The sequence below is a fragment of the Dehalococcoidia bacterium genome, from assembly GCA_041649635.1.
Taxonomy (GTDB): domain Bacteria; phylum Chloroflexota; class Dehalococcoidia; order E44-bin15; family E44-bin15; genus JAYEHL01.
Window position 1 is genome coordinate 20,449 of the sequence record JBAZMV010000005.1, and the last position, 23,496, is coordinate 43,944.

Below are 23,496 nucleotides of genomic sequence, written 5' to 3' on the forward strand. Positions count from 1 at the left end.
CTTATAGTAATATAGGATTAAACTTATACACCGACATCGGTGTATTGTCAACTGTATAGACCTCTTTGTTAAGTTTCTATACTACTCGTTGGGACAGTACAGATAATCGACACGCTGTGATTCGTTCTTATCGTGGTTGAAGTAATAAATATCGGCTAGCGCAGTATCGGCCTTGGCCAGCTCGTCGTAGTGCCACGGCGGCGGCACGCATTCCGGGCACCAGTGTCCGGTGAGATGCAGCCTCGGCGTCGCTTCCCATGTGTGCCCGAAAGCGCATTTCCACTTCAGCTTGGTCTTTATGTCTTTGTATTCCTGGGAGAGGCATTCCCCGCCCCTTGATTTGGCCAGCGCCTGCATCTCCTGCAGTGAATATTCCTTGGTGAGCGGGTCCTTTTCCACGCGCAGGTCGCGGGTGTCGCGTTCCGGTTTGTAGGTCTCCCACCCGCCGATCTTCTCCCATGCCTCGCGGCTGCCGAAGAAGGCCTTGATCTTCTCTTCGTCGTTATTTTGTATCCAGTGCAGCGGGTCCGCGTACTTTTTCATAAAGGCTTTGACGATGAAGGGAGGAGCCAGAAACGCTAGGTTGGAGGCTGCCTTCAGGATCGAGGGGATCGTTCCCTCAACTTGCTTTATCTGGTCCTCGGTGGAATGCCGCCAGTGACCGAGATAGCTGTTAAGGATATAGCTGTCCATGTACCAGCAGCAGTGGAAGTTCCTGGCCCCGAACCAGTTGAGATCCATAAATTTCTGGTAGTTGTTAAGGTGGAATATCTTAAAGAATCTGTCCAGATAGTCGCTGTACAGGAACCGGCATGACGGCCCGCCGCCCATGTTGTAAACTCTTCCGTAGAAGTCGTCGGGGCATTCAAGGGTCTGCACCAATCCGTATCCCGCGTCCTCGGCGGTTATCATCTCGATATGGGTCTGCGGCGGCTGATGGAACATGATTGGGTCCATCAGAGAGAATATATTAGGAATGGTGATGAAGGTCTGGCGCATGGAAACCCAGTATTTCAGGCCGGATTCTATGTAAGCCCGTTCCGCGGCCATCTTGGTTATGGCGTAGTAGTCGCCCACGCTGGGCTTCAGCGGGTCGCCCACCTTGACCCAGTGCGTGGGAGGAAGTCTGTCTCCGTATTCGGCAACGGTGCCTATGGTCACAAGCCGTATGTTATCTCCGCCGTTCGGCTGCTGTTTGATGGCCGCTATAAGGTTGAGGGCGCTCTCGTAGTTGGACTTCTTGGCCTGTTTAGGATTGTGGTCCGCGGCCGGGGAGATGTATGCCGCCGGATGGAGAACATTGTCCACTCCGGTAACCGCTTTTAATACATCTTCCGGCTTGCTGAGGTCGCCCCATATTATGGTGACGCCTTCCTGCCCCTCATATTGAGAGAAATTCTTTTTGTTAACGCTGGAAGGCCGGAGCAAGATACGGATATCGTATTTGTTCTTTCTCCTCAGAAGCTCTTTGAAGGCCTCACCGCCCATGGAGCCCGATGCGCCGGTCAGAAGTACGGTCTGTTTCGACAAGGCTTCCTCCTTAAAAAAGCGGAAAATTTGATGTGAATGAGCTATTTTGACATTTATGCCAGGCAGGTGTCAAGACGTTGTGACATTTTTCAGGGACATTGATGATGAATCGTTCAATCGACGATTATCATGTCAACCATGCGAGCCCCGGTCGACGCTTGGAGAGCTACAGTCCTCTCAGATACTCGGGGCGAAGCGTCGACGGATCGCGCTTCGACAGGGCCGATTCCAGCTGTTTTAACAGCTTGTTTTTATCTCCGGGCAATCGGCCCCTGATCGGCAGGTAGTTGGAGGCGTGCATCGAGCTGAAGAAGCAGTCGCTGAGATCGAGATTCTGTACCATTAGCCTGAGTTCCTCCAGGGACTGGAAGGGGTCGATGGGGTGAAACTCGCCGCGCTGCCATTCGTCATACAGCGGCGTGCCGGGCACCAGCGTCAGCGTAAGCGCGCCGGCGTATTCCGGATCGATCTCGTTCAATATCCTTGCCGTCTCGAGGGTGTGCTTCTCGCTGCCCTCCACGCCACCGAGCCCCAGTATCACGGTGAGCGATAAGGTTATGCCGGCTTCCTTGGCGATGCGTCCGGCCTCCACCATCTGAGCGTGGTCGACGCCTTTCTGTATGTGCTTGAGTATATCGTCGTCCCCGCTCTCGATGCCGACGTACAATATGCCCAGTTTCAACTCCTTCAGTTCTCTAAGCTGATCGACGTCTTTTATCAGTATGTCTTTGGGCGTTGCGTAAGAAGCTACCCTCTGTACGAAGGGCAGCTTCTCGTTCAGGTGTTGCAGGACCTCTTTGAGCTTGGGGAATGGATATATCAGCGCGTCCGCGTCTTGCAGGAACACGCGCTTCCCGTCCCACTGGCGGGCCACGGCGTACATGATCCTCGGCATGTCTGGAAGTATCGTGCCGGTCTTCAGGTATAAGGCGAGCGCGTCTATCTCCTTCTTGACCTCGTCGAGTTCTCTCATCTGGAGCTTGGTTCCGTAGGAACCGCAGAAGCCGCAGGTGTTGTTGGAACAGCCCCTGGTCAGGGGCAGGAAATAGTCGTTGCGCTCGCTGGGCGGGCGGAATATGTCCGGGCGCTGGAATTTGGTATTCATAAGTTCTCTTAATTGATCAACCCCCTGTATCCCCCATTCTTGGGGGATATTTAGGATTGGGGGACACCCCCAACCTCCCGGCAGGAGGAATCCTGCACCTCTTTTCTATAAAGGCTACTTTACGATTTGCGACATCTCTTTGAACTTTGGATGTTTGGCCGTTCTCAGCAGTTCGAATAATACGATCTCGACGCCGGTGAGCCTTGCGCCTTCGCTCTTCATTTTGTCGAGCGCCAGGTTCTTGTTCTCAATCGTCCTCGAAGATACGCAGTCGACCACGACATGCACCTCGTATCCCGCTGCGAGCAGATCGACGGCCGTCTGGTATACGCAAACATGCGTCTCGATACCGGCGAGCAGTATCTGCTTTCTATTTAGCTTGTCGACCTCGCGAATGAACCCTTCCTCGCCGCAGCAGCTGAAGCTGAACTTGGTTATCGGTTTGACGTCACTGAGAAGCGGCGCGATGTCGGGCACCGTCGGGCCGAGCCCGTTGGGGTTCTGTTCTGTGACGACTATCGGTATGTCCAAGAGATTTATTCCCTTAATGAGTTTTTGCAGATTATCGAACAGTTTCTCTTTCTCATGCATGACGCGGGAGAGCTTTTCCTGCACGTCGATGATGACCAGAGCGGTTTTATCGATATTAAGCATTTATGGTAACTCCTTGTTTGCGTCGATTTAAACCGTTGCAAAGTCGTCTACGTTTATGGTAGAGCCCTCAGGCTCGGGTTGTCAACGTCGCAGCGATTTTGGCAATTTGCTCAATTCCTGCTAAACTATTCTACATCACATGTAGAAGTAATATCGGTCTATGAAAGTCATCGGGGTCATCGGCAAGAACGGTTCGGGCAAGGACGAGGTGCTTAAATATCTGCGCGATAAATACGACGTGCCTTTCCTGTCGACCGGCGATATCGTGAGGGGGATCGCTGCCGGGGAGGGGAAGGAGCCGACGCGCCCGAACCTGCAGGCGATATCGGACAGGTATTTCAAGGAGCGCGGCGAGGGCTGCTTCGTGCGCATGGTCGTGGATAAGATACGTGAGAACGGCTGGAAGGTTGGCGGAATCAGCGGCGTGCGCTCTCCTAAAGATGTCGATATTCTGCGCGGCGAACTGGGCAAAGATTTCGTTCTGATCGATGTGTACGTCAGCGATGCGCGCGTGCGCTTCGATCGCATGGTTAAGCGCGGCGAGGGCCGTGACGCCAAGGCCTATGATGATTTTTTGAAGCAGGATAAGGCGGAAGAAGAGATTTTCGGCGTCTCAAAAGCGGAGGCCGATGCGGATTACTCGCTCAGCAACGACGGTTCGCTTGAGGATTTACACGGTTCGATCGACGAATTGGTACAGAAGAAAGGTCTGATTTCATAATCGACCAGTTTGAAAATTTTGGAGGCCTATGAAGAAACAAATTATTGTCTCGGGTTCGCTGGCGTATGACAGGATTATGGACTTCCCCGGGAATTTCGCGGATCACATACTCCCCGATAAGATACACTCGATAAATGTGTGTTTCCAGGTTAACGGCATGCAGGAGAAGTTCGGCGGCACGGCGGGCAATATCGCGTACGGGCTCAAGATGATGGGTGAGAATCCGATAATCTCCGCGGCCATCGGCAGCGATTACCAGCATTACTTCGACTGGCTGCAAAAGAACGGCATATCGACCGGTAACATAAAGATTGTCGATGCCGAATTCACCGCCGGGGCTTACATCACCACCGATAAGGCCGACAACCAGATAACGGGATTCAATCCGGGCGCCATGAAGTGCTCTTCATCTCTTGATTTCGACCGGCTCGATGCTGCGAAGACGATGCTCATTGTCTCGCCGGGGAATCTCCTCGATATGGTGAATTACCCGCGCGCCTGTAAGAAGAAAGGCATCGATTACATATTCGACCCGGGACAGTCGCTGCCGGTGCTGGATGCTAAGGATCTGGTTGAGGTTGTAGACGGCTGCAGGGCGCTAATCTGCAATGACTATGAGATAGATTTGTTTATGAACAAGACCGGAATGGACGAAGGCGACCTGCGGGAGAAGGCCGGAGCCGTTATCGTAACCATGGGCGAGCTGGGTTCGCGGGTCTACACGCCGGACGGCGAGGTGAGGATTCCCGCCGCCGGGCCAAAGCAGGTAGTGGATCCGACTGGCGCCGGCGATGCCTACCGCAGCGGTTTCCTGTGCGGCCTTTTGCGCGGCATGGATGTAGAGAAGAGCGCCAGGATGGGCAGCGCGTGCGCTTCGTTCGCCGTCGAGTGTTACGGCACGCAGAGCTACAGTTTCACGCCGGAGGAGTTTCAGAAGCGGCTGGAAAGCTGTTCCTGAGCCCGGCGCATATTTTTTGGCAAAGTCGATGTGTGTCCGCGGTTTATTTATGTGATATCATGGGACACACGGGCGAGTTTACGGAGGAGATGCATATGCAGAAGGTAAATACGACGGAATTCGTCAGGTATCTCAAGGAGCATTGGAAGGGCAGGACATGCCAGATGTGCGGCGGCGGCGACTGGAGGATCCAGGCGGCTGTTTTCCAGCTTGTGCCGTACGGCGACGACCGCCTGGTGGTGGGGAGCCCCAATATCCCCGTGGTGCCGGTGATCTGCACTCAGTGCGGCAATACGATACTTATCAGCGCTAAAGTCGCCGGCCTCGTCGATAAATAAATGATTCGTAAACTTGTATTTAAACGGGAGGGACGTATATGAGCAAGCAGACTGAGAGATATATCGTTGCCGACAACGTTACGGAGGATGTCAAGAAGTTCCGCGTGGGGTTTTCTATGTTCGATAAGCTGTGCAGGAATTCCGGCAATCCCGTCAATGCCGTCTTGCTGGTCCCGACCAAACAAAATATCGACGATGAATCAAGCCTGGCTGTTTTCCTGCGCAGGTACAACAGCCGGGAGATCATAGAAGACCTGCGGGAGGGCAGGGACGTTATACTGCCGTGCGGCGTCGGGTTTTCTTTAGAGACGACTGATAGCTTCAACGATTCCGGCGATCCGCTTATCGTTCTGGCCGTTTGTGCTTCGTCCGGCATGCTTACAAAGATAGACGAATCGCAGAATATACAGGCTGTTATTGTAGTTTCAGAAGACACCGGCAATGTGGAGGAATGGGCGCGGCAGTGGAGCCCGTCCGCGGTCTCCGATTACTAGCAGCGGATTCTCTCAATGTAATCACCGGTAAGCCTCGCGTAAACCGCGCGGGGCTTTTTTTATCGCTCCGCCTCCACCCACAGCCGCTCCCCGTCGGTAGTGAAGGTTATCGTGCCGCGTTCGGACGTCAGGAATACAAGCTCGCCGCCCGCGGCGTCGCTCAGACGTTCGATGACGCTTGCGTTGGGGTGGCCGTACTGGTTATCGGTGCCGACGGATACGACGGCAGCCTGCGGCGAGACGGCGTCCAGCCAGTAGGGGCGCGAGGAGGATTTGGAGCCGTGGTGGCAGGCCTTGAGCACGGTGCTGTCCAGCGTAGCCCGGTTGCAGACCATGCGCAGCTCGCCGTCCCAGTAGAGGTCGGCGGCCAGCAGGAAGCTTATCTCTCCCATCGCCGCGCGCAGCACAACGCCGTTGTTGTCGACGTCGGAGTCGGTGCCCTCGTAGTGAACTGCCTGCGGGTTGAGCACCTCAATAGTTGCCCCGCCGCCGATATCGATTATCTGACCCGCCCGCGCCCTGACGCATTCGACGCCCCTGCTTTCGAGCGTTTCCATAAGTTCCTGCGAACCCGGCAAATAGCCGCCGGATTTGTATTCCTGTGCAATGTCTATCGGCAGCAATGCGCGTCCAATTTCGTAGCGTTTCACCACCTCGACGAGTCCGTTGGCATGGTCGTCGTGCGGGTGCGTCATGACCACCATATCGATGGAATTCTCCCAGAAAGGCAGCGTCTCGCCCAGCGCGACACATATCTTCTCCGGTATGGCCCCGCCGTCGACGAGTATGTACTGATTCGACGGGCTTTTTATCAGCATCGAATCGCCTTGACCGACGTCGATAAATGTCACCTGAATTTTGCCGGTGTCGGGCGCGGTTAAGACTGCGGTCCAGGCGAGTATAGCGACTATCGACAGCGCGCCGATGCACCATTTCGCAGGCGTAGGGAGAGAAAGGTCTATCACCATCATGTCCTGGTCGGATGGTTCGATATGAAGTCGGCGTTTGATCTTGGCTCCCAGCCACATTACCGCGGCGGTTGCTCCGTAGTATGTCCATATCAGCCAGGCTTTGACCTGGGATATTTCAACGGCGGCGTGCGGTATCGCGGCGAAGCCCTGCACAACCACGACGGTGTACTTGAGCAGCAGCCAGTCGACCCAGCCGATGACGCGGGCGGCGGGAAGCCAGAACAATCCGATGAAGGCAACGAGCGCTGTCACAATGATGATGGCGGGCAGGGCCAGCGTGGCGAAGAAAGTGGCGAACAGGCTCCATAGTGAGACGTAGCCGAAGTAATACGCCACCAGCGGCAGCGTGGCGGCTATGGCTCCCAGGCTGTAGGCGAAGCTGTCCACGAGCAGGCGCGGCCCCCGCGTCCGCGAGAGCAGGTCCTGGAGCGGGGGCGCTATCAATATCAGACCGAGCACGGCGCCGAAGCTGAGCTGGAAGCCTACCTGCCAGAGTATGTCCGGGTCGACGGCCACCATTATAGCCGCGGCGAACGTCACCGCGGTCAGGCCGCTGCGCTGTCGTCCCAGGTGCGTTCCCAGCAGATAAATACTGATCATGATCGCGGCGCGCAGCACCGAGGGCGACATGCCTGCCAGTATGGAGTAGAGCCAAAGCACGCCCAGCGTGGCGATGAAATATGTCGGCCTGTGCCTGCCGAACAGGCGAACGCACGCGCTGAGGACGATGCCAGCGATGATTGACATGTGCAGCCCCGAGATGGCCAGCAGGTGCGCCGTCCCGGAAAGCTGGAAGTCCTGGTAGATGGAGGGCGGGATGTCATGGCGCAGGCCGAGTATAATGGCGCGCGCCATTGAGCCCTCCGGTTCGGGCAGGGACTGGCTCAGCGCCTGGCCCAGCCTGTGTCTGAACGAGTATAACGATTGCCACGGCTGCGGTCCCTGCCCCTGGGACACGAGCTCTACCTTGGGATAGAACATCGTAGTGTATATGCCCTGACGCTTGAGATAAGCGCGGTAGTCGAAGCCTTCGAGGTCATCCTCCGGCAGTTCAAGGTCGCCGGTTATGCTCAGCAGGTCGCCGTATTCCAGCGTGGGGTATCTGGCGGTGCGGACAAGCAGGGTGCCGGACGCCGCTTCCCCGTCTATTTCTCTAACAGAGACGATTAGCTTCACCGACGAGTTCGTGGCCTCCGGTTCCTCGACGATTACGCCGGTGACGGATACATCTTCGCTTCCCGCATATCGCAGGAGGTCGTCGCCTGACGGCTCCGCCGCGAATCTGACAGCGCCGAACATGAAGGCGACGATGCATGTTACCAGGACGGCGAACAGCCCCAGTCTGCGCATATGAAAGATTCGTTTGACGATTTGTAAGATGACTGCTATGAGAGGAAGCGCCGCGATGATGATTAAACCATTGCCGGGCGGGAGATAAAAGTGGGAGCCGAAATATATGCCGAGAACGAACGCGAGACTGATATAGACGAGATTCATAACCGTCTCATTCCGCTATTCTACCGTAATGAGGTCTTTTATTTTGTCAAAAGACGATTCTCCTATGCCGGGCACCAGCATAAGCTCGTAAATAGTGACGAATGGGCCGTTAGCTTCGCGATAGTCGACGATTTTCTGAGCCGCTGTCGGGCCGATGCCGGGCAGGGCGTCGAGCAGCCAGGCGTCCGCCCGGTTTATGCTTATGAATTGCGGGCTGGCAGGCTCCTCGATATTCGGGATGTAAAGTTTTATCGCGTTGCCGTCCGCCCCATCGACCAGGCCGCCGGCCAGTTTTATAACATCGTTTATCGCCGAATCTTTATAGATCGGATACCATCCAGGATTAATTACGGCACCGTCGATATATATTTCCGTTGCATCCGATATCGGGGCTTTTACCTCGGGGAGGATGATCTCTAACGGCTCTCCGGCCCAGGGGTGGAGTTGGAAAAGCGTCGCAATCCCGCCTGCGATGATTATAGTGAGGACGAATATGATGATGGTTTTGTCGCTATGGGGCCGTTTCAATTTTCTCCCTGAAAACAAAAATTATTAAATTCATAAGGGTAAATATTAAATGACCTTATGCTCTAATATATTTAAATCATAGGGGATTATATTTGTAGTGTCAACGTTTTTCTAAGCAGGCCTTGCCATTACGCGTCGTCTTTGTGATATTATTTAGAATCGAGCACTTTGAGGGGGAAGCCAATTGAAGTCTAATAAAGCGAGCGGCTGGCTGCTGGCGACGGTATGTCTGGGTATAGGGGCCATAATTTCGTGGGTGGATTTCGGGCTGTACGTTTCCCGTTTGAACGACGGCGTGGGCATCGGACTGAGCGCGGCTATGGCCCTTGCCTTCACCATAGCCGCGATAGGATTCTACATCCAGTGGAACAAGGTAAAACGCACACCGGACGAGTAGAAGCTTTGGTTGTCTTACCCGGCAAGTCGATGTATTTTAGTTGTTGCTAGGTATTCGCTTCTTATGAAAACAGTTGTTAAAGTAGACCATCTGCGCAAGTCCTACAAGGACGTGAAGGCTGTTAATGATATCAGCTTCAGGGTCTATGAGGGCGAGATATTCGGCATGCTGGGCCCCAACGGCGCGGGCAAGACCACTACGATGGAGATCGTCGAGGGCATCAGGAAAGCCGATTCGGGCCGAGTTTCAGTGCTCGGCATCGATGTAAGGAAGAATCCGCGTCAGGTGAAGAGCAATATCGGAGTGCAGCTCCAGACAACGTCGTTATATCCCAGGCTGACAGTAGGCGAAGTGATGGCGCTTTTCGCCAGCTTCTATCCAAAATCGGCGTCGATAAATAAGCTCATCAAGCTGGTCGATCTGGAGGATTGCAGGAAAAAGCGGTGCAAAACTCTATCCGGCGGCCAGCAGCAGCGGCTATCGATAGCTCTTGCTCTTGTAAACAATCCCAGGGTCATTTTCCTCGACGAGCCGACATCCGGCCTCGACCCTCAGTCGCGTCACAACATCTGGGGCATCATCGAATACGTGCGCGGCAAAGGGAAGTCCGTTTTCATCACCACTCACTATATGGAGGAGGCGCAGCGTCTCTGCGACCGCGTGGCGATTGTGGATCACGGCAAGATAATCGCCACCGACGCGCCGGATAAGCTGGTATTGCAGCATTTCCAGGAGGAAGCCATAGAGTTCGAGGTGGGCCGGAAGCTCGATGATGAGGATCTAAGGGCGGTGGCCGGGGTCACGAATGTAGTACAGGAGAACGGCAAGGTGACCGTGTACTCGAATGCGGTGCCTGTTTCCGTTGCGGCGCTGCTGGACATGGCAAAACAGAGAGGCTTCGAGCTGACCAATCTCTACGTGCGCCGGGCCACGCTCGAAGATGTTTTCCTCAAGCTTACAGGGAGGAGAATCCGGGAATGAAGACGTTCAGGGTTCTCCTTGCGGCAAACGCCAAGCAGTTCGTCAGGGAGCGGGCGGCCCTCTTCTGGACATTTATTTTCCCTATATTCTTCATACTAATCTTCGGCGCCGTATTCAGCGGCAGCGATGATATTACATTTGATGTCGGCCTGGTGTTGGAGGATGAATCACCGATAGCGCAGAATCTGTCGGTGGCGCTCGGTCAGATACCCGCTTTCGCATTGACCTCAGGCGAGAGGGACGCGGAGATGGCCGCGCTGAAGGACGGCGACAGGCGGGCGGTGATAATCGTCAATGACGGCTTCGGCGATAGCATAGTTCAAGGTCAGGCTACAGATATAGATGTCTATTACGATCCTACGCAGACCAGTTCCGTGCAGATACTGCTGCCGATAATCCAAAAGGTGATAGATAACTTCGACCGCGCATTGTCCGGCACCGCGCCGCTGATCCATCTTAATGAGGAGACGCTGCAATCGCGCAACCTGCGGGCTATAGACTACCTGGTTCCGGGCATCCTGGCCATGGCTCTCATGCAACTGGGCCTGTTCGCCGTCGCGCCCATCGTGGTCGACAGGGAGAATAAGGTGCTTAAAAGGCTCGGCGCTACTCCGCTGAGGCGCTCGACAATGATCACAAGCACTGTAGCATTCAATTTGATCGTGGCGGTGATACAGGGAGCCCTTATCATAGTCATCGCCAGACTCGTGTTCGATGTGCCGATGCTGGGCAACTGGTTCTATCTGGCCGGGTTCATCTTCCTGGGGACGTTAACATTTCTTGCCATGGGATATATGCTCTCGGCCTTTGCCAGGAATGAGCAGACGCTTATGCCGCTGATCATGATCGTGCAGTTTCCCATGATGTTCCTCTCAGGGATATTCTTCCCGCTGGAGATGATGCCCGGTTTCATGCGCCCGATCATGGATGCCATGCCTCTCACATATCTCGGCGATTCCCTGCGGCAGGTCATGGTAGAGTCCGCTCCTTTGCACTCGCATATGGTCAATCTGGCCGTGCTCGGCGGCTGGTTCGTTGTCTGCCTGATATTGGCGGTACGCTTCTTCAAATGGGAATGATCGGCGGTAAGCGTGTCGCTTTGCAATGTCTACGGTGAAGGGCGAGCACGGGGGCTCGCCCCTACGGGTTCCGATTTCGGTTGACAATCGAAACGCTCCACTTTAGAATTCCCTAATCGAATCGAAACAATATGGAGGTATCGATTATGCCGCTGCATCATGTCGCAATCGCCGTTAGGGATATGGACGAGTCGCTCAAGTTCTATCGCGATGGCATAGGTCTCAATATCTTTCAGGACGAAGTGATATCCGGGCCGGATGTGGATGCTTCGCTGCTGGTGAAGGACGGAAAACTGCGGATGGTGCTTCTCGCCGACGCTGCGGGAAATATGATCGAATTGCTGGGGTGGATTAATCCGGCAGTGAGGGAGCGGCCTGAGGAGTATAAGGATTTCACATCCGTCGGCATTGTGGAAGTCGCATTCATGGTACCCGACCTCAAGGAAGCGGAGGAGAGCCTGGCGAAGATAGGATACAAATTCAGGAGCCCGGTGTGGAGCTTCGGCAGCGACCTTGAGGCTTACGGCGGCGCGCACGCGGATATGCGGTACGTGCTGGATCCCAACGGCGTGCAGGTGGAGTTGATGCAGGTGGTTGTGGGCTAGTGATCAGACTATGTGGTAATCGAAATAATTCGAGGAGCATACTATGGACAATTACTTTTGGTCCCTTTTGGGGGGTGAGGTTGAGAGACAGCCGGACCTGGAAGTTCGAGTTCTCGCGGACTCGGCGGGCAGGAAGGCTTCAGGCTTAAAAGGGGATATCGATGAACTGCGTCAAACGATTGATAAGCTTGTACTCATTACCCGTGCTCTGTGGGAGATTATCGCTGAGTCGCGAGGACTCAATGACGAATACCTGATTAACAAGGTGAATGAGATAGACCTCAGGGACGGGACGCTGGATGGCAAAATGAAGACCTCTATTAAGAAATGCCCGTCGTGCGGCAGGACGATGTCGCAGAGCCGTGGCGCTTGCCTGTACTGCGGAACGAAGGATACTGAGGCCAACCCCTTTGATAGGATTAACACCGATTCCCGTAAGGACTTGACTCAGTGGTTAATGTAGTCGGTAGCACCTCTAAATTGTTTATAGCTGTATCGCATAACAGTTCATATTAACCGTATTAGTTTATTCTCCTCTATTTTGCGATATAAGTCGCTTACGCAGTCGATTAATTGAAGTTACACTCTCTTTGTAGATGTCGGAAGGGGGAGTGACGGATGGCTAAAGACCCGATATGCGGCATGGAAGTAGACGAGAAGACCGGCCTCAGCCTGGAATACGAAGGACGGAAGTATTACTTCTGCCATCCGCATTGCCGCGAAGAGTTCCTCAAAAGAAAAGGCGAAGCGAAAACGCTTTCCGATGAAGTTCCGTCGTCCAATACCGGCGGGGAATCTCAATCGGAAAAAACAACGCTCGATATCGCAGGGATGCATTGCGCCTCATGCGCTGTGAATCTGGAGGGCTCTCTAAATAAAGTCGACGGCGTATCTAAGGCGGCGGTCAACTTCGCCACGGAGAAGGCGTATGTGGAGTACGACCCGTCGAAGGTGGCGGTGAGCGACCTGGAGCGGGCCGTAGCCAATGCAGGCTACAGCGTCGTTAAGAAAGAAAAGGCTTGGGGGATCAAAGAGGACGCCGCCGATCTCGAGAAGGATGCCCGAAAGCGTGACATCGACGTTTTAAAGATCAAGCTCATCGTATCCGCCGTCTTCGCTGTTCCGCTGCTCTATTTCGCCATGGGACATCACATCGGCCTGCCTTTGCCGCCGCTCAGCGATAAGGCGATGGCTGCAATACAACTCGCGCTCACGGTTCCAATCGTCGCGGCGGGCTATCAGTTCTACACAGTCGGAATCGGTACGGTGGTGAGGAACCGCCGCGCAAACATGGATACGCTGGTGGCGCTGGGCACCGGCACGGCTTTTCTGTACAGCCTGGCGATATCGATCCTGATCTGGAGCGGCAACGCTAACTACGGCATGAACAGCCTGTATTTCGAGGTGGCCGGGCTGCTCATCTTTTTTATACTTCTGGGGAGGTATCTTGAAGCAGCGGCCAAGGGGCGCACCTCGGCATCCATCCGCAAGCTGTTGGAACTGCGGCCCAAGACTGCGCTGGTGGTTCGTGATGGCAGGGAGGTCGAGGTAGCTGTCGAATCGGTCGTCGTCGGTGACGAGGTCGTATTGAAGCCGGGAAGCGCGGTGCCGGTGGATGGGATAATCGAAGAGGGCAATTCCTCGATCGACCAATCGCTTCTTACCGGCGAGAGCATCCCAGTCGATAAAGCTGTCGGCGGCGAGGTTATCGCAGGCACGATAAACAAGGGCGGATGGCTCAAGTTCAAAGCTACCAGGGTCGGCGCTGACACGGCGCTGGCGCAGATAATCAGACTTGTTGAGGAGGCGCAGGGCAGCAAAGCCCCCGTGCAGCGGCTGGCGGACAGGGTATCCGCATACTTTGTGCCAATCGTTCTCGCTATCGGAGTGGTCACTTTCCTGGCCTGGTATCTCTCCGGCTACGACTTATCTTTCGCTTTGAAGGCTTTCATCGCGGTCATCATCGTCGCCTGCCCCTGCGCGCTGGGTCTGGCCACGCCTACGGCGGTGATCGTGGGCACGGGCAAGGGGGCGGAGAACGGCATACTTATCAAGGATGCGGCTACGCTGGAGACGGCTTGCAAGGTTGATACCGTAGTCTTCGACAAGACGGGCACGCTGACGCGGGGCAAGCCGGAGGTTACAGACATAATCACGTTGTCGGAAGCGTATTCCGAGGATGAGATACTGGGCTTTGCCGTGGCGGTCGAGCGGCGCTCCGAGCATCACATCGGCGATGCCATTGTCGCTACGGCTGTCGAAAGGAAGATATCGATTACTGACGCTGCAGACTTCTCATCCGTATCGGGCAAGGGCGTTGAGGCCAGATGCGACGGTAAATCCGTCATCGTGGCTAATAGCAGGCTGTTTGCTGAGAGGGGCATCGACGTGTCGAAGGCGGAGGACGGTGTCGCGAATCTCGAAGGCCAGGGCAAGACGGTGGTACTTGTAGGAATCGATGGCAAGGTTGCCGGCGTCATCGCGGTTGCGGATACGGCCAAGGAGTTCGCTGCCGAGACAGTCGCGCGGCTGAAGCGGATGGGGAAGAAAGTCGTCATGATCTCAGGCGACAACCGTCGCAGCGCGGAGAGTATCGCTCGCCAGCTTGGTATCGACAGCGTGCTGGCCGGGGTATTGCCCAAGGATAAGGCCGCTGAGATAAAGAAACTTCAGTCGGGTGGCGGCAAAGTGGCGATGGTGGGCGATGGGGTGAACGATGCGCCGGCGCTGGTGCAGGCCGATGTCGGCATTGCCATAGGCTCGGGCACCGACGTCGCTATCGAGTCTGGGGGCATAGTTCTGGTAAAGGATGATATTCGGGATGTGGTACGAACGCTGGAGCTAAGCTGCTATACCATGCGCAAGATAAAGCAGAACCTGTTCTGGGCCTTCTTCTACAACGTTGTTGCGATACCGATTGCCGCCGGAGCGCTGTATCCGTCCACGGGATTTCTGCTAAATCCGATAATAGCGGGGGCGGCCATGGCCTTTAGTTCGGTTAGCGTGGTGACGAATTCGCTGAGCATGAGGCGATATCGCCTGTGATTCTGTCGCGCTTATCGCCTGGTTGATAAAGAGGTTTGGAATATGAGGCCGGATCGGGAATAAGTGGTAAGCGCGGTCTGTTGCAGGCTTTATGTTATTGTGATAATATCGTTGCCTACCCTGGTATATATACCTGTCTCGTAGATCATCGGTAAGCTTGTTCGAACAATAACGAATATGGCAGTACTGGACGAATCGTTGGGAGGCAGATATGGATTTTTTCCACTCATTGGCGGCGGCGCGAATAATCTTCGCTTTAGGTATTCTTAACTTTCTCCTTATTGTCCTCATTACATTGTCATGCCGGTGCGTTTCCGGATCGAATATCGGCAGCAGACTGATGAGGTATCGCTTCTATAAGCGCTTCTTCGCAAAACACTGCTATCTCTGGTATGTATTATGTCCCTCCGTGGTTGTTCATGCATTCTTTGCCGTCATGTTCATGGGATGGCCGGGTTAGAAATCAAGAGGAGGTTTTCACTATGTTACAGAAGCCTTTATTTGGCATGTTGGCAGCAGTATTGCTTGTTGGAATGCTCGCGATTACGGCATGCGGTAACGGCGGCAGCAACGGAGGAAACGTAACCCCGACCGCTACAATTCCCAGCGGAACCAGCACGCCGGCGGCCACTATTATCATTGAGAACATCACTGTAACTTCATCGGTCGATGCCGGGCACACCCATGATGTTACCATCAGCGGGGCTGATATCGAAAACCCTCCGGCTGCGAACAAAACTATCAATACCACCTATGACGACGGGCACAGGCATAACATTATGCTCACACCGCAGGATTATCAAACGTTAAAGGATGGCGGCGTGGTCACCGTTACTGATAGTCTATTCGGAAGTCATACTCATACCTATGTGATTAAGAAATAGAAGCGGTGAATGACGGCAGACGTTTCATAGTTCTCTTCCGTGGTCGATATGAGACATAAATCACAGATATCGGGTGTTCGTTCGCATTAATATTGATGGAGTATAAGGATGACATATCTATAGGAAGAAATTAAGGGGAGGTATAGATATGGCTGAGATTAAGGTGGATTGTCGTGGAGAAACATGCCCGGTACCACTGGTTGAAACCCGTAAGGCTCTGCGGAAAGCGCAGCAAGGCGACATCGTCGAGGTAATAGGCACTCACCCTTCTTCGAAGAAAGAGATACCGATGGCGGTTAAGGCTTTGGGGCTGGAACTGGTCGAATTGAAGGATGAAGAAGGTTTCTGGCGCATTAGGATACGCAAGTAAGGAGGAAGCCATGTCTAATAAGGCTACGCTTATAGTTCATAGCGGCGACATGGATAAGGTCTATAGCGCGTTCATTATAGGCAACGGGGCGCTGGCCATGGGTATGGAGGTGTCGATGTTTTTTACTTTCTGGGGGCTGCAGCGGCTCAAGAAAGGCGGGCTTGAAAAAGGGCCTTTATCCAAGATGCATATGTTTGGATTAGGCAAATTGATGATTAAAAGGAAGATGAAACAGGCTAACGTTGCGTCTTTAGAGAGGCTGGCCGGGGATTTTAAGGAGCTTGGCGGCAAGATACTGGCCTGCGATATGACTATGGATATCATGGGTGTAAAGAGGGAGGATCTGCGCGACGACCTGATATCGGATTACTGCGGCGTGGGAACTTATCTGGATGAGGCCAAAGATTCGACAATAACCCTGTTTATTTAGCGGGAGGATGCCATGCCTGAAAAGCAGATTTATCTCGACAATTCAGCGGCTACGCGTATGGACGAGCGCGTGCTCGATGCCATGGCCCCATATTTCTTCGATACTTATGCCGTGGCCACATCCGAGTTCGCGTACTCACAGGGCATCGAGGCCAGAGAAGCGCTTGACGGCGCGCGCGGCGTTCTTATTAAAGCTTTAAACGCCGGCCCCGAGGAGTTCATCTTTACTTCGGGAAGCGACGAATCGTCCAACATCGCGTTGAAGGGCGCGGCGTTGGCCCTGGGCGAAAAGAAGGGGAAACATATAATCGTTTCAAAAATCGAGGACTTTCCTGTGCTGAACAGCGCCAGGGCTCTTGAGCGACAGGGTTTTAAGGTGACTTACTTGAAAGTCGACAGCGAAGGACTTGTCGATATTGATGAGCTTAGAAATTCGATTACGGATAAGACCATACTCGTTTCGATACAGCATGCCAATCAGGAGATCGGCACGATTCAAGATGCAGAAGCTATCGGAGGCATATGTCGTGAGAAGGGTGTGCTTTTTCACACCGATTCTACGCATACGTTCGGTCGTGTGCCGCTGGATGTATCGAAAACGCCTGTCGATCTTGTCACTGTGTCGGCGCATACGATACACGGACCCAAGGGCATCGGAGGGCTGTACGTAAGAAAAGGCACCAGGATAGGCAAGTGGATGGACGGCGGGTTTCAGGAGTTCGATCTTCGCGCGGGATTGGAGAATATCCCCGGGGCAGTAGGATTCGCCAGGGCGATGGAACTGGTAACACCCGAGGAAACCGTGAGGATTCGATCGATGCGCGATCGCATCATCGACCGCATACTTGCCGAGATACCGGATACGACCCTGAACGGACACAGGAGCAGGAGACTGCCGCAAAACGCGAACATATCATTCCACTATATTGAGGGTGAATCGATAACGCTCCATCTTGACATGCACGGCATCGCGGTGAGCACGGGTTCCGCCTGTTTCAGCCGCTCGCTCGAGGGCAGCCATGTTATATATGGGATCGGCGGCGATCATGAAAGGGCGCACGGATCGATCAGGTTTACCTTCGGGCGCTTCAACACAATTGACGAGATCGATGCGGTAGTTGAAGCGTTAGCTTCTATTGTGCGCGAGTTGAGGATAATCAGTCCGCTGGGCAAAGAGAAGGAGGGGTAAAATGAAATTTCCATATAGCGAGACGGTCATGGAGCATTTCAAGCACCCGCGCAATGTTGGTAAGATCGAGGATGCCGACGGCAAGTCTACCGAGGGCAGCCCGGCATGCGGTGACATGGTATCGGTATACATAAAGGTGGACGCAAAGACGCAGACTATAAGCGACGTTAAGTTCGAGTCCTACGGCTGCGCTTCTAATATAGCCACGGGCTCAATTATTACCGAGCTGGCTAAAGGCAAGACACTGGAGGAAGCCAAGAACATCACCTGGAAGCAGGCGTCTGAGGCCCTGGGCGGACTGCCCAAGATCAAGGCCCACTGCTCCGTACTGGCTGTTGAAGGTTTGCGTTCGGCTATACAGAACTACGAGGAGCGGCAGGGGCTGGTCAAGGACAAAAAACCCACTACGGTGGAGGTTGTGCAGAAACGGCTTAAGAAAGTGATGAATCCTCTGAGCGGATTGGACGTTGTACGTACAAACCTGGTGCGCGGTATCGAAGTTAATGATGGAAAAGTGAGCATAACGATCGATTTGGCCTCCAACCATCAGTTCGCAAATTCAATAAGGGATGAGATCAAGGAAAAGATAGAGACGCTATGGGATGTTAAGGAAGTGGCAATAGAATTCACGGACTAGCGCTTCTCAAGTCGAATCATGTGAACAGGCTCACCGGCAAGCAGCGTTCTCGGTATATCGCAATGCGGAAGGAAGAATGACATGTCTGTAGATGTAAATTTCATGATAGGCGGCGAGGCGGGGCAGGGGGTCCAGTCTGTAGGATTCCTCTTAGCCAAAGCCCTGGTCAGATGCGGATACCATATTTTTGCCGACCAGGATTATGAATCGCGTGTCAGGGGCGGCCATAATTTCTTCCGGGTCAGAGCCAAGGACTCGCCGGTCTATGCTATATCTGTGCCGATAGATATCCTGGTGGCTCTGGATAGGGATACTGTGGATATTCATCGCACAGAATTAACCCGGGGTGGCGTCATAATCTACGATGGAGAGAAGATAAAGGACCTCGTTGGTGATAGTGCAACCTTCGGTGTGCCGTTAAGCAGTATCGCCAAGGAAACGACAGGCAATGCGCAGGCATTGAATACCGTGGCTCTCGGCGTAATCTTCGGTTTGATACAGTGCGATATTAGTCTCCTGGTAAAAGTTGTCCAAGAGTATTTCGGTGCAGGCAAGGTTGGCGAAGACAACACGAAGGCGGTCAGGGCAGGCTATGATTATGCCCTTCAGAGCTACAGTGGCGATTTTAAACAGCGCCTGAGTCCGATCGAATTCAAGCAGCGCATGCTTATAAACGGTAACGAGGCTATAGCGCTGGGAGCCATTGCTGCGGGATGCAAATTCGTGTCGGGTTACCCCATGACCCCTACTACTCCCATTATTGAATACATGGCTGCCAAATCCAGGGAATTCGACTTTGTAGTGTTGCAGCCTGAGGATGAGATAGCGGCCGTGAACGCTGTCATCGGGGCCTCCTATGCCGGCGCTCGCGCGATGACGGCCACCTCCGGTGGAGGGTTCTGCCTCATGGTGGAGGGATTGAGCCTTGCCGGCATGACGGAGACGCCGATAGTTGTTGTGCTGGGGCAGCGCCCCGGCCCCGCCATCGGTTTGCCCACAAGGACGGAACAGGGTGAACTGGAGTTTGCCATACATGCCGGGCACGGGGATTATCCCAAGGCAGTTCTGTCTCCGTCAACCATAGAGGATGCGTTCTGGCTCACCGTCAAGGCCTTCAATCTGGCTGATAAATATCAACTGCCGGTGATACTTATCACGGATCATCATCTGGCCAGTTCCTACTTCACCGCGGATAAGTTCGATCTATCGCAGGTAGTGATCGACCGCGGAACCCTGCTCTCGATAGGCGATAACGCCTCCGGGCCCGAATACAAAAGGTACGAACTTACAGATTCAGGCATATCGCCCAGGGCTTTCCCGATGCAGCAGGAAGGGGTCCTGGTTGTGGCCGACTCCGATGAGCACGACGAGGAAGGACATATAATCGAGGATGCCGGGACGCGGAATAACATGATGCGTAAGCGGATGAAGAAGCTCACCGGCATGAGGAAAGAGATGTCGCCGCCGCGGCTCGACGGCCCGCCAAAGGCGGATATAACACTTGCAGGCTGGGGAAGCACATACTATGCCATCCGTGAAGCTGCCGACATATTGGTTCGCGAAGGTGTCAGTGTAAACTCTATTCATTTCAGCGATCTCTGGCCGTTCCCTGCGGATGATGTCGCTGGGGTCCTGTCCGGCGCAGGTAAGATATATGTCGTCGAGAGCAACGCCTCGGGCCAGCTCTCACGCCTCATTCAGGCGGAGACATGCATAAAAGTAAGCGACAGGATACTAAAATACGACGGGCGTCCGTTTACTCCTTCGGATATCGCGCAAGAAATAATGAAGAGGAATAAATAATATGGTTACGATAAATGATTACGCCGGAGGCAAACCTGCGTGGTGTCCCGGTTGTGGCGATTTCAGCATCCTGGCTGCGGTTAAGAAAGCGCTTGTTGATTTACAGCTTGAGCCATACAAAGTGCTTATGGTCTCAGGTATCGGTCAGGCGGGAAAGCTGCCTCACTACACAAAATGTAACGTATTTAATGGTCTTCACGGCAGGCCGGTTCCGGCGGCTATTGGGGCTAAGATAGCCAATACGGAGCTGACGGTAATCGCCATCAGCGGTGACGGCGACGGATATGGCGAAGGCGGGAATCACTGGATCCACGCCATGCGCCGCAATCATGATATAACCTATCTCGTGCACAACAACCAGGTTTACGGCTTAACCAAGGGGCAGGCTTCACCTACGAGCGACCCGGGATCCGTCACCAAGACCACGCCGGACGGATCACCGACGCCCGTGTACCCCATCGCTCTGGCCCTGGCTGCCGGGGCCGGCTTCATCGCGCGCGGTTTCGCGGGGGATATAGAACATCTCGCCAATACGATCAAGACTGGAATATTGCATAAGGGTTTTGCGTTTATCGATATACTGCAACCGTGTCCTACATTCAATAAGAAGAATACCTATGCATGGTATCGGGAAAGGGTGTATAAGCTGGACGAAACGGGCTATGACTCAGGCAATGAGATGTCGGCGTTTGAAAAAGCCAGGGAGTGGGGCGATCGCATACCTATCGGCGTGATCTATCGAAAAGAAACAGCCGGTTTTGAGGAGCAGGTGCCGGCTTTAAAGAGGGGACCGCTCGTAAAACATGTACTTGACCCTTTACAGATAGAACGCCTGTTGAGTGAATTCATGTAGGCTTTGGGAGGTATAAGTTGAAAGTGGCAGTGGATAGAGACTTATGCATAAGTTTAGGCAACTGTGCGGCTATTGCGCCGACGGCATTCGATCTTGATGATGACGGAAAGGTTGTGATTCTTGATCCTTCATCGGTTGACGAACAAACCCTGCTGGCGGCAGCTCAAAGCTGTGCGGTGAAGGCTATCACCATTTCGGATGACAAAGGCAATCAACTGTATCCCTAGGATGGAAGACTCGGGTTGAATCAGGATGATGGGAATGGAGGATAGCGATTAAGATCAAGATCATTTTCTACAGCATGTTCGGGCATGTCTATAAAATGGCCGAGGCGGTGGCTCAGGGCGCCCGCGAGGTGGAAGGCGCTGATGTCGAGCTGCTTCAGGTGTCCGAGCTGGTGCCTGATGCCGCGCTGGAGAAATCAGGAGCAAATAAAGCGCGACAAGCATTTGCTCATATACCCATCGCTAAGCCAGCTGATTTGACTGACGCTGATGCTGTTATCTTCGGTACCCCGACGCGGTTTGGCAATATGTGCGCCCAGATGCGCAATTTTCTGGACCAGACGGGCGGATTATGGGCTAAAAACGCCCTGGTCGGCAAGGTGGGCAGTGTTTTCACGTCGAGCGCTACACAGCATGGCGGCCAGGAAACGACCATCACCAGCTTTCATACCACGCTGCTCCACCACGGGATGATCATTGTAGGATTGCCTTATTCGGAACAACGACAGACCACGATGAGCGAGATCACTGGCGGGAGCCCCTATGGCGCCGGCACGATCGCGGGCGGCGATGGAAGCCGCATGCCGAGCGAGAATGAGCTGGCCATGGCGCGTTTTCAGGGCCGCCACGTTGCCACTATTGCTAAAAAGCTGTCTGCGGGTACGTAATCTATGTGAGATAACAAAGCTTGCCGCTTCTACACTTGCGGTGACGGGCTCGATAACGAGCAATAGTGTCTGAATCAGGAGTTTTTCTTCTGGAACATCGCTTCGAATTTGAAAAGGACGTTTCGTTAGAGCGGTTCAAGTAGCGAGAACCCCGACTTTTTGTCCTTGATTCGAGCTGCTTTGGCGCCGATGATCTCGTATATTATCGCTTCGCCTACCAGCCAGGTGGTCACGCCAGGGCGCACACATCCGGTCATCGATTGCCCCGATCGTCCCAGCGAGGCGTGCATGTGCAGCACCGGCATTCCGCTTTCGTCCGGCGCTATGACGCCGACGCCGGCGACCTCGTGCGCCCCGTCGATGGGGAGGAGCATGGGCTCGGGGGGCATCGCATCCGAGCGGCGCGGGCCGACTACGATCTGCCCTTCGCCGATGCCGCCGACCAGTATCACATGACCCATCGTCACTTTATTTTTCTTGGCGAACTTCTCGATGCATTCTGGGATTACATCGCCATCTTCAAGACGAATAATAAAGACACGGCCTATCTTACCCTCGCACGATTTCATGGCTCCCCCTTTCGCGATGCCGGTTTGCAAGACATTCAATATACAATATGGAATGATTTGTATCAAGATTCGAATTGTGATATTGACAAATACAGCACGATATTTCATACTTCCAGAACTCTCATATATATGAAGGAGGTGCATGATGCCTGGTGTAGTTAAATTCAAGCGACTACGTATCTTTAATATCGTAATGTGTGTCCTTCATCTAGCTCAGGCTATAGCTGTGCTTATCTTAAGCGAGGGCTATTCGGTGACCGGCACCACCTCGTTTCTAACATGGAACGAGGCTGCAGGTAGTCCAGTTGCGACAACGAAGAATCTTATTGATTTCCCCATAGGCCCGATGGTGGCCGCCTTCCTGCTTATTTCATGTGTGGCGCACTTCATCATGGCTTCACCGAATTATTATCCCCGGTACGTGCGCAACCTGAAAAAGGGCATCAATTATCTCAGGTGGTATGAATATTCTCTCAGCGCTTCGTTGATGGTGGTGCTCATTGGTATGCTTTGCGGCATATTCGATGTGCCGACTATGATCCTGCTCTTCGGGCTCACCGCTGCGATGAACCTATTCGGTCTCGAGATGGAACTGCGCAACCAGGGAGCGGATAAGGTCGATTGGACCCCGTTCACATTAGGCTGCATAGTCGGCATCATACCCTGGATCGTGATGGCGTGGTATTTCTTTGCGGCGTTGTCCAACTCGTCGGATGCCGTTCCTACTTTCGTTTATTTCATTCTCGGCATCCTGTTCGTCTTCTTCTTCAGCTTCGCCTTGAACATGTGGCTCCAGTACAAGAAGGTCGGTCCGTGGAAGAACTATCTTTTCGGCGAGCGCGTTTATATGATACTGAGCCTGACGGCCAAATCGGCGCTGGCGTGGCAGGTGTTCGCGGGAACGCTGCGGGGCTTTTAAAGCGTTTCCCTTTTCAATTTTCAGGATGTGTCGGCTTTGTGAGATAGA

General features: G+C 53.8%; 26 protein-coding genes. 20 read left to right on the plus strand and 6 right to left on the minus strand.

All coding sequences use genetic code 11. From position 1 onward, the window contains the following. Positions 1-81: 81 nt before the first annotated feature. The 3 genes from WC562_07800 to WC562_07810 form a co-directional block, all read right to left on the minus strand. Positions 82-1,530, minus strand: coding sequence for an NAD-dependent epimerase/dehydratase family protein (locus WC562_07800; protein MFA5056056.1), 1,449 nt, complete (start codon positions 1,528-1,530; stop codon positions 82-84). A 166-nt stretch (positions 1,531-1,696) separates the two neighbouring features. Further along, positions 1,697-2,635, minus strand: a complete 939-nt coding sequence (locus WC562_07805; protein MFA5056057.1) for a radical SAM protein — start codon at positions 2,633-2,635, stop codon at positions 1,697-1,699. Between the two features lie 114 nt (positions 2,636-2,749). Beyond that, on the minus strand, positions 2,750-3,289 hold the full coding sequence (locus WC562_07810) for a hydrolase (GenBank protein MFA5056058.1): 540 nt from the start codon (positions 3,287-3,289) through the stop codon (positions 2,750-2,752). Positions 3,290-3,449: 160 nt separating this feature from the next. Between WC562_07810 and WC562_07815 the strand changes: the two genes are divergently transcribed. From WC562_07815 to WC562_07830, 4 genes are all read left to right on the plus strand, one after another. Further along, entirely contained in the window at positions 3,450-4,010 is a 561-nt protein-coding gene (locus WC562_07815; GenBank protein MFA5056059.1) for an AAA family ATPase, read from the plus strand. A 28-nt stretch (positions 4,011-4,038) separates the two neighbouring features. Further along, entirely contained in the window at positions 4,039-4,968 is a 930-nt protein-coding gene (locus WC562_07820) for a carbohydrate kinase family protein (protein MFA5056060.1), read from the plus strand. A 95-nt stretch (positions 4,969-5,063) separates the two neighbouring features. Then, complete coding sequence (locus tag WC562_07825; protein ID MFA5056061.1) at positions 5,064-5,306, plus strand: hypothetical protein; 243 nt, start codon at positions 5,064-5,066, stop codon at positions 5,304-5,306. Positions 5,307-5,344: 38 nt separating this feature from the next. Next, positions 5,345-5,800: a hypothetical protein gene (locus tag WC562_07830; protein MFA5056062.1), complete on the plus strand. Its 456-nt coding sequence runs from the start codon at positions 5,345-5,347 to the stop codon at positions 5,798-5,800. Between the two features lie 59 nt (positions 5,801-5,859). On the opposite strand, the gene WC562_07835 is transcribed toward WC562_07830, so the two are convergent. Beyond that, on the minus strand, positions 5,860-8,268 hold the full coding sequence (locus WC562_07835) for a DNA internalization-related competence protein ComEC/Rec2 (protein ID MFA5056063.1): 2,409 nt from the start codon (positions 8,266-8,268) through the stop codon (positions 5,860-5,862). A 15-nt stretch (positions 8,269-8,283) separates the two neighbouring features. Continuing rightward, positions 8,284-8,796, minus strand: coding sequence for a ComEA family DNA-binding protein (locus WC562_07840; protein ID MFA5056064.1), 513 nt, complete (start codon positions 8,794-8,796; stop codon positions 8,284-8,286). 184 nt (positions 8,797-8,980) lie between these two features. On the opposite strand from WC562_07840, the gene WC562_07845 reads away from it, so the two are divergent. From WC562_07845 to wrbA, 15 genes are all read left to right on the plus strand, one after another. After that, positions 8,981-9,193: a hypothetical protein gene (locus WC562_07845; protein ID MFA5056065.1), complete on the plus strand. Its 213-nt coding sequence runs from the start codon at positions 8,981-8,983 to the stop codon at positions 9,191-9,193. Positions 9,194-9,256: 63 nt separating this feature from the next. Further along, entirely contained in the window at positions 9,257-10,174 is a 918-nt protein-coding gene (locus WC562_07850) for an ABC transporter ATP-binding protein (GenBank protein MFA5056066.1), read from the plus strand. Continuing rightward, positions 10,171-11,253, plus strand: coding sequence for an ABC transporter permease (locus WC562_07855; GenBank protein MFA5056067.1), 1,083 nt, complete (start codon positions 10,171-10,173; stop codon positions 11,251-11,253). The genes WC562_07850 and WC562_07855 overlap by 4 nt, the downstream gene beginning before the upstream one ends. A gap of 146 nt (positions 11,254-11,399) precedes the next feature. Next, positions 11,400-11,858, plus strand: coding sequence for a VOC family protein (locus tag WC562_07860; GenBank protein MFA5056068.1), 459 nt, complete (start codon positions 11,400-11,402; stop codon positions 11,856-11,858). 43 nt (positions 11,859-11,901) lie between these two features. After that, positions 11,902-12,321: a hypothetical protein gene (locus tag WC562_07865; GenBank protein ID MFA5056069.1), complete on the plus strand. Its 420-nt coding sequence runs from the start codon at positions 11,902-11,904 to the stop codon at positions 12,319-12,321. 155 nt (positions 12,322-12,476) lie between these two features. Then, the gene (locus WC562_07870; GenBank protein ID MFA5056070.1) at positions 12,477-14,903 is read left to right on the plus strand and encodes a heavy metal translocating P-type ATPase; all 2,427 of its coding nucleotides are present in this window, start codon (positions 12,477-12,479) and stop codon (positions 14,901-14,903) included. A 482-nt stretch (positions 14,904-15,385) separates the two neighbouring features. Further along, positions 15,386-15,787: a hypothetical protein gene (locus tag WC562_07875; protein ID MFA5056071.1), complete on the plus strand. Its 402-nt coding sequence runs from the start codon at positions 15,386-15,388 to the stop codon at positions 15,785-15,787. Between the two features lie 148 nt (positions 15,788-15,935). Continuing rightward, on the plus strand, positions 15,936-16,157 hold the full coding sequence (locus WC562_07880; GenBank protein ID MFA5056072.1) for a sulfurtransferase TusA family protein: 222 nt from the start codon (positions 15,936-15,938) through the stop codon (positions 16,155-16,157). Positions 16,158-16,167: 10 nt separating this feature from the next. Beyond that, positions 16,168-16,587: a DsrE/DsrF/DrsH-like family protein gene (locus tag WC562_07885; GenBank protein ID MFA5056073.1), complete on the plus strand. Its 420-nt coding sequence runs from the start codon at positions 16,168-16,170 to the stop codon at positions 16,585-16,587. 12 nt (positions 16,588-16,599) lie between these two features. After that, a complete protein-coding gene (locus WC562_07890) occupies positions 16,600-17,775 on the plus strand; it encodes a cysteine desulfurase family protein (protein MFA5056074.1) in 1,176 nt (391 codons plus the stop codon). 1 nt (position 17,776) lies between these two features. Beyond that, entirely contained in the window at positions 17,777-18,412 is a 636-nt protein-coding gene (locus WC562_07895; protein ID MFA5056075.1) for an iron-sulfur cluster assembly scaffold protein, read from the plus strand. 81 nt (positions 18,413-18,493) lie between these two features. Next, positions 18,494-20,215, plus strand: a complete 1,722-nt coding sequence (locus tag WC562_07900; GenBank protein ID MFA5056076.1) for a 2-oxoacid:acceptor oxidoreductase subunit alpha — start codon at positions 18,494-18,496, stop codon at positions 20,213-20,215. 1 nt (position 20,216) lies between these two features. Continuing rightward, positions 20,217-21,068, plus strand: coding sequence for a thiamine pyrophosphate-dependent enzyme (locus WC562_07905; protein MFA5056077.1), 852 nt, complete (start codon positions 20,217-20,219; stop codon positions 21,066-21,068). 23 nt (positions 21,069-21,091) lie between these two features. Next, positions 21,092-21,295 (plus strand): ferredoxin, encoded by a 204-nt coding sequence (locus WC562_07910; protein MFA5056078.1) that lies wholly within the window; start codon positions 21,092-21,094, stop codon positions 21,293-21,295. A gap of 41 nt (positions 21,296-21,336) precedes the next feature. Beyond that, positions 21,337-21,960, plus strand: a complete 624-nt coding sequence (gene wrbA, locus WC562_07915; protein ID MFA5056079.1) for an NAD(P)H:quinone oxidoreductase — start codon at positions 21,337-21,339, stop codon at positions 21,958-21,960. A gap of 125 nt (positions 21,961-22,085) precedes the next feature. Here wrbA and WC562_07920 read toward each other — a convergent pair whose 3' ends face one another. Then, a complete protein-coding gene (locus WC562_07920; GenBank protein MFA5056080.1) occupies positions 22,086-22,529 on the minus strand; it encodes a PPC domain-containing DNA-binding protein in 444 nt (147 codons plus the stop codon). Positions 22,530-22,674: 145 nt separating this feature from the next. Here WC562_07920 and heR point away from each other — a divergent pair, with 145 nt between their 5' ends. Further along, a complete protein-coding gene (gene heR, locus WC562_07925) occupies positions 22,675-23,448 on the plus strand; it encodes a heliorhodopsin HeR (protein ID MFA5056081.1) in 774 nt (257 codons plus the stop codon). The last annotated feature ends 48 nt before the right edge of the window (positions 23,449-23,496 follow it).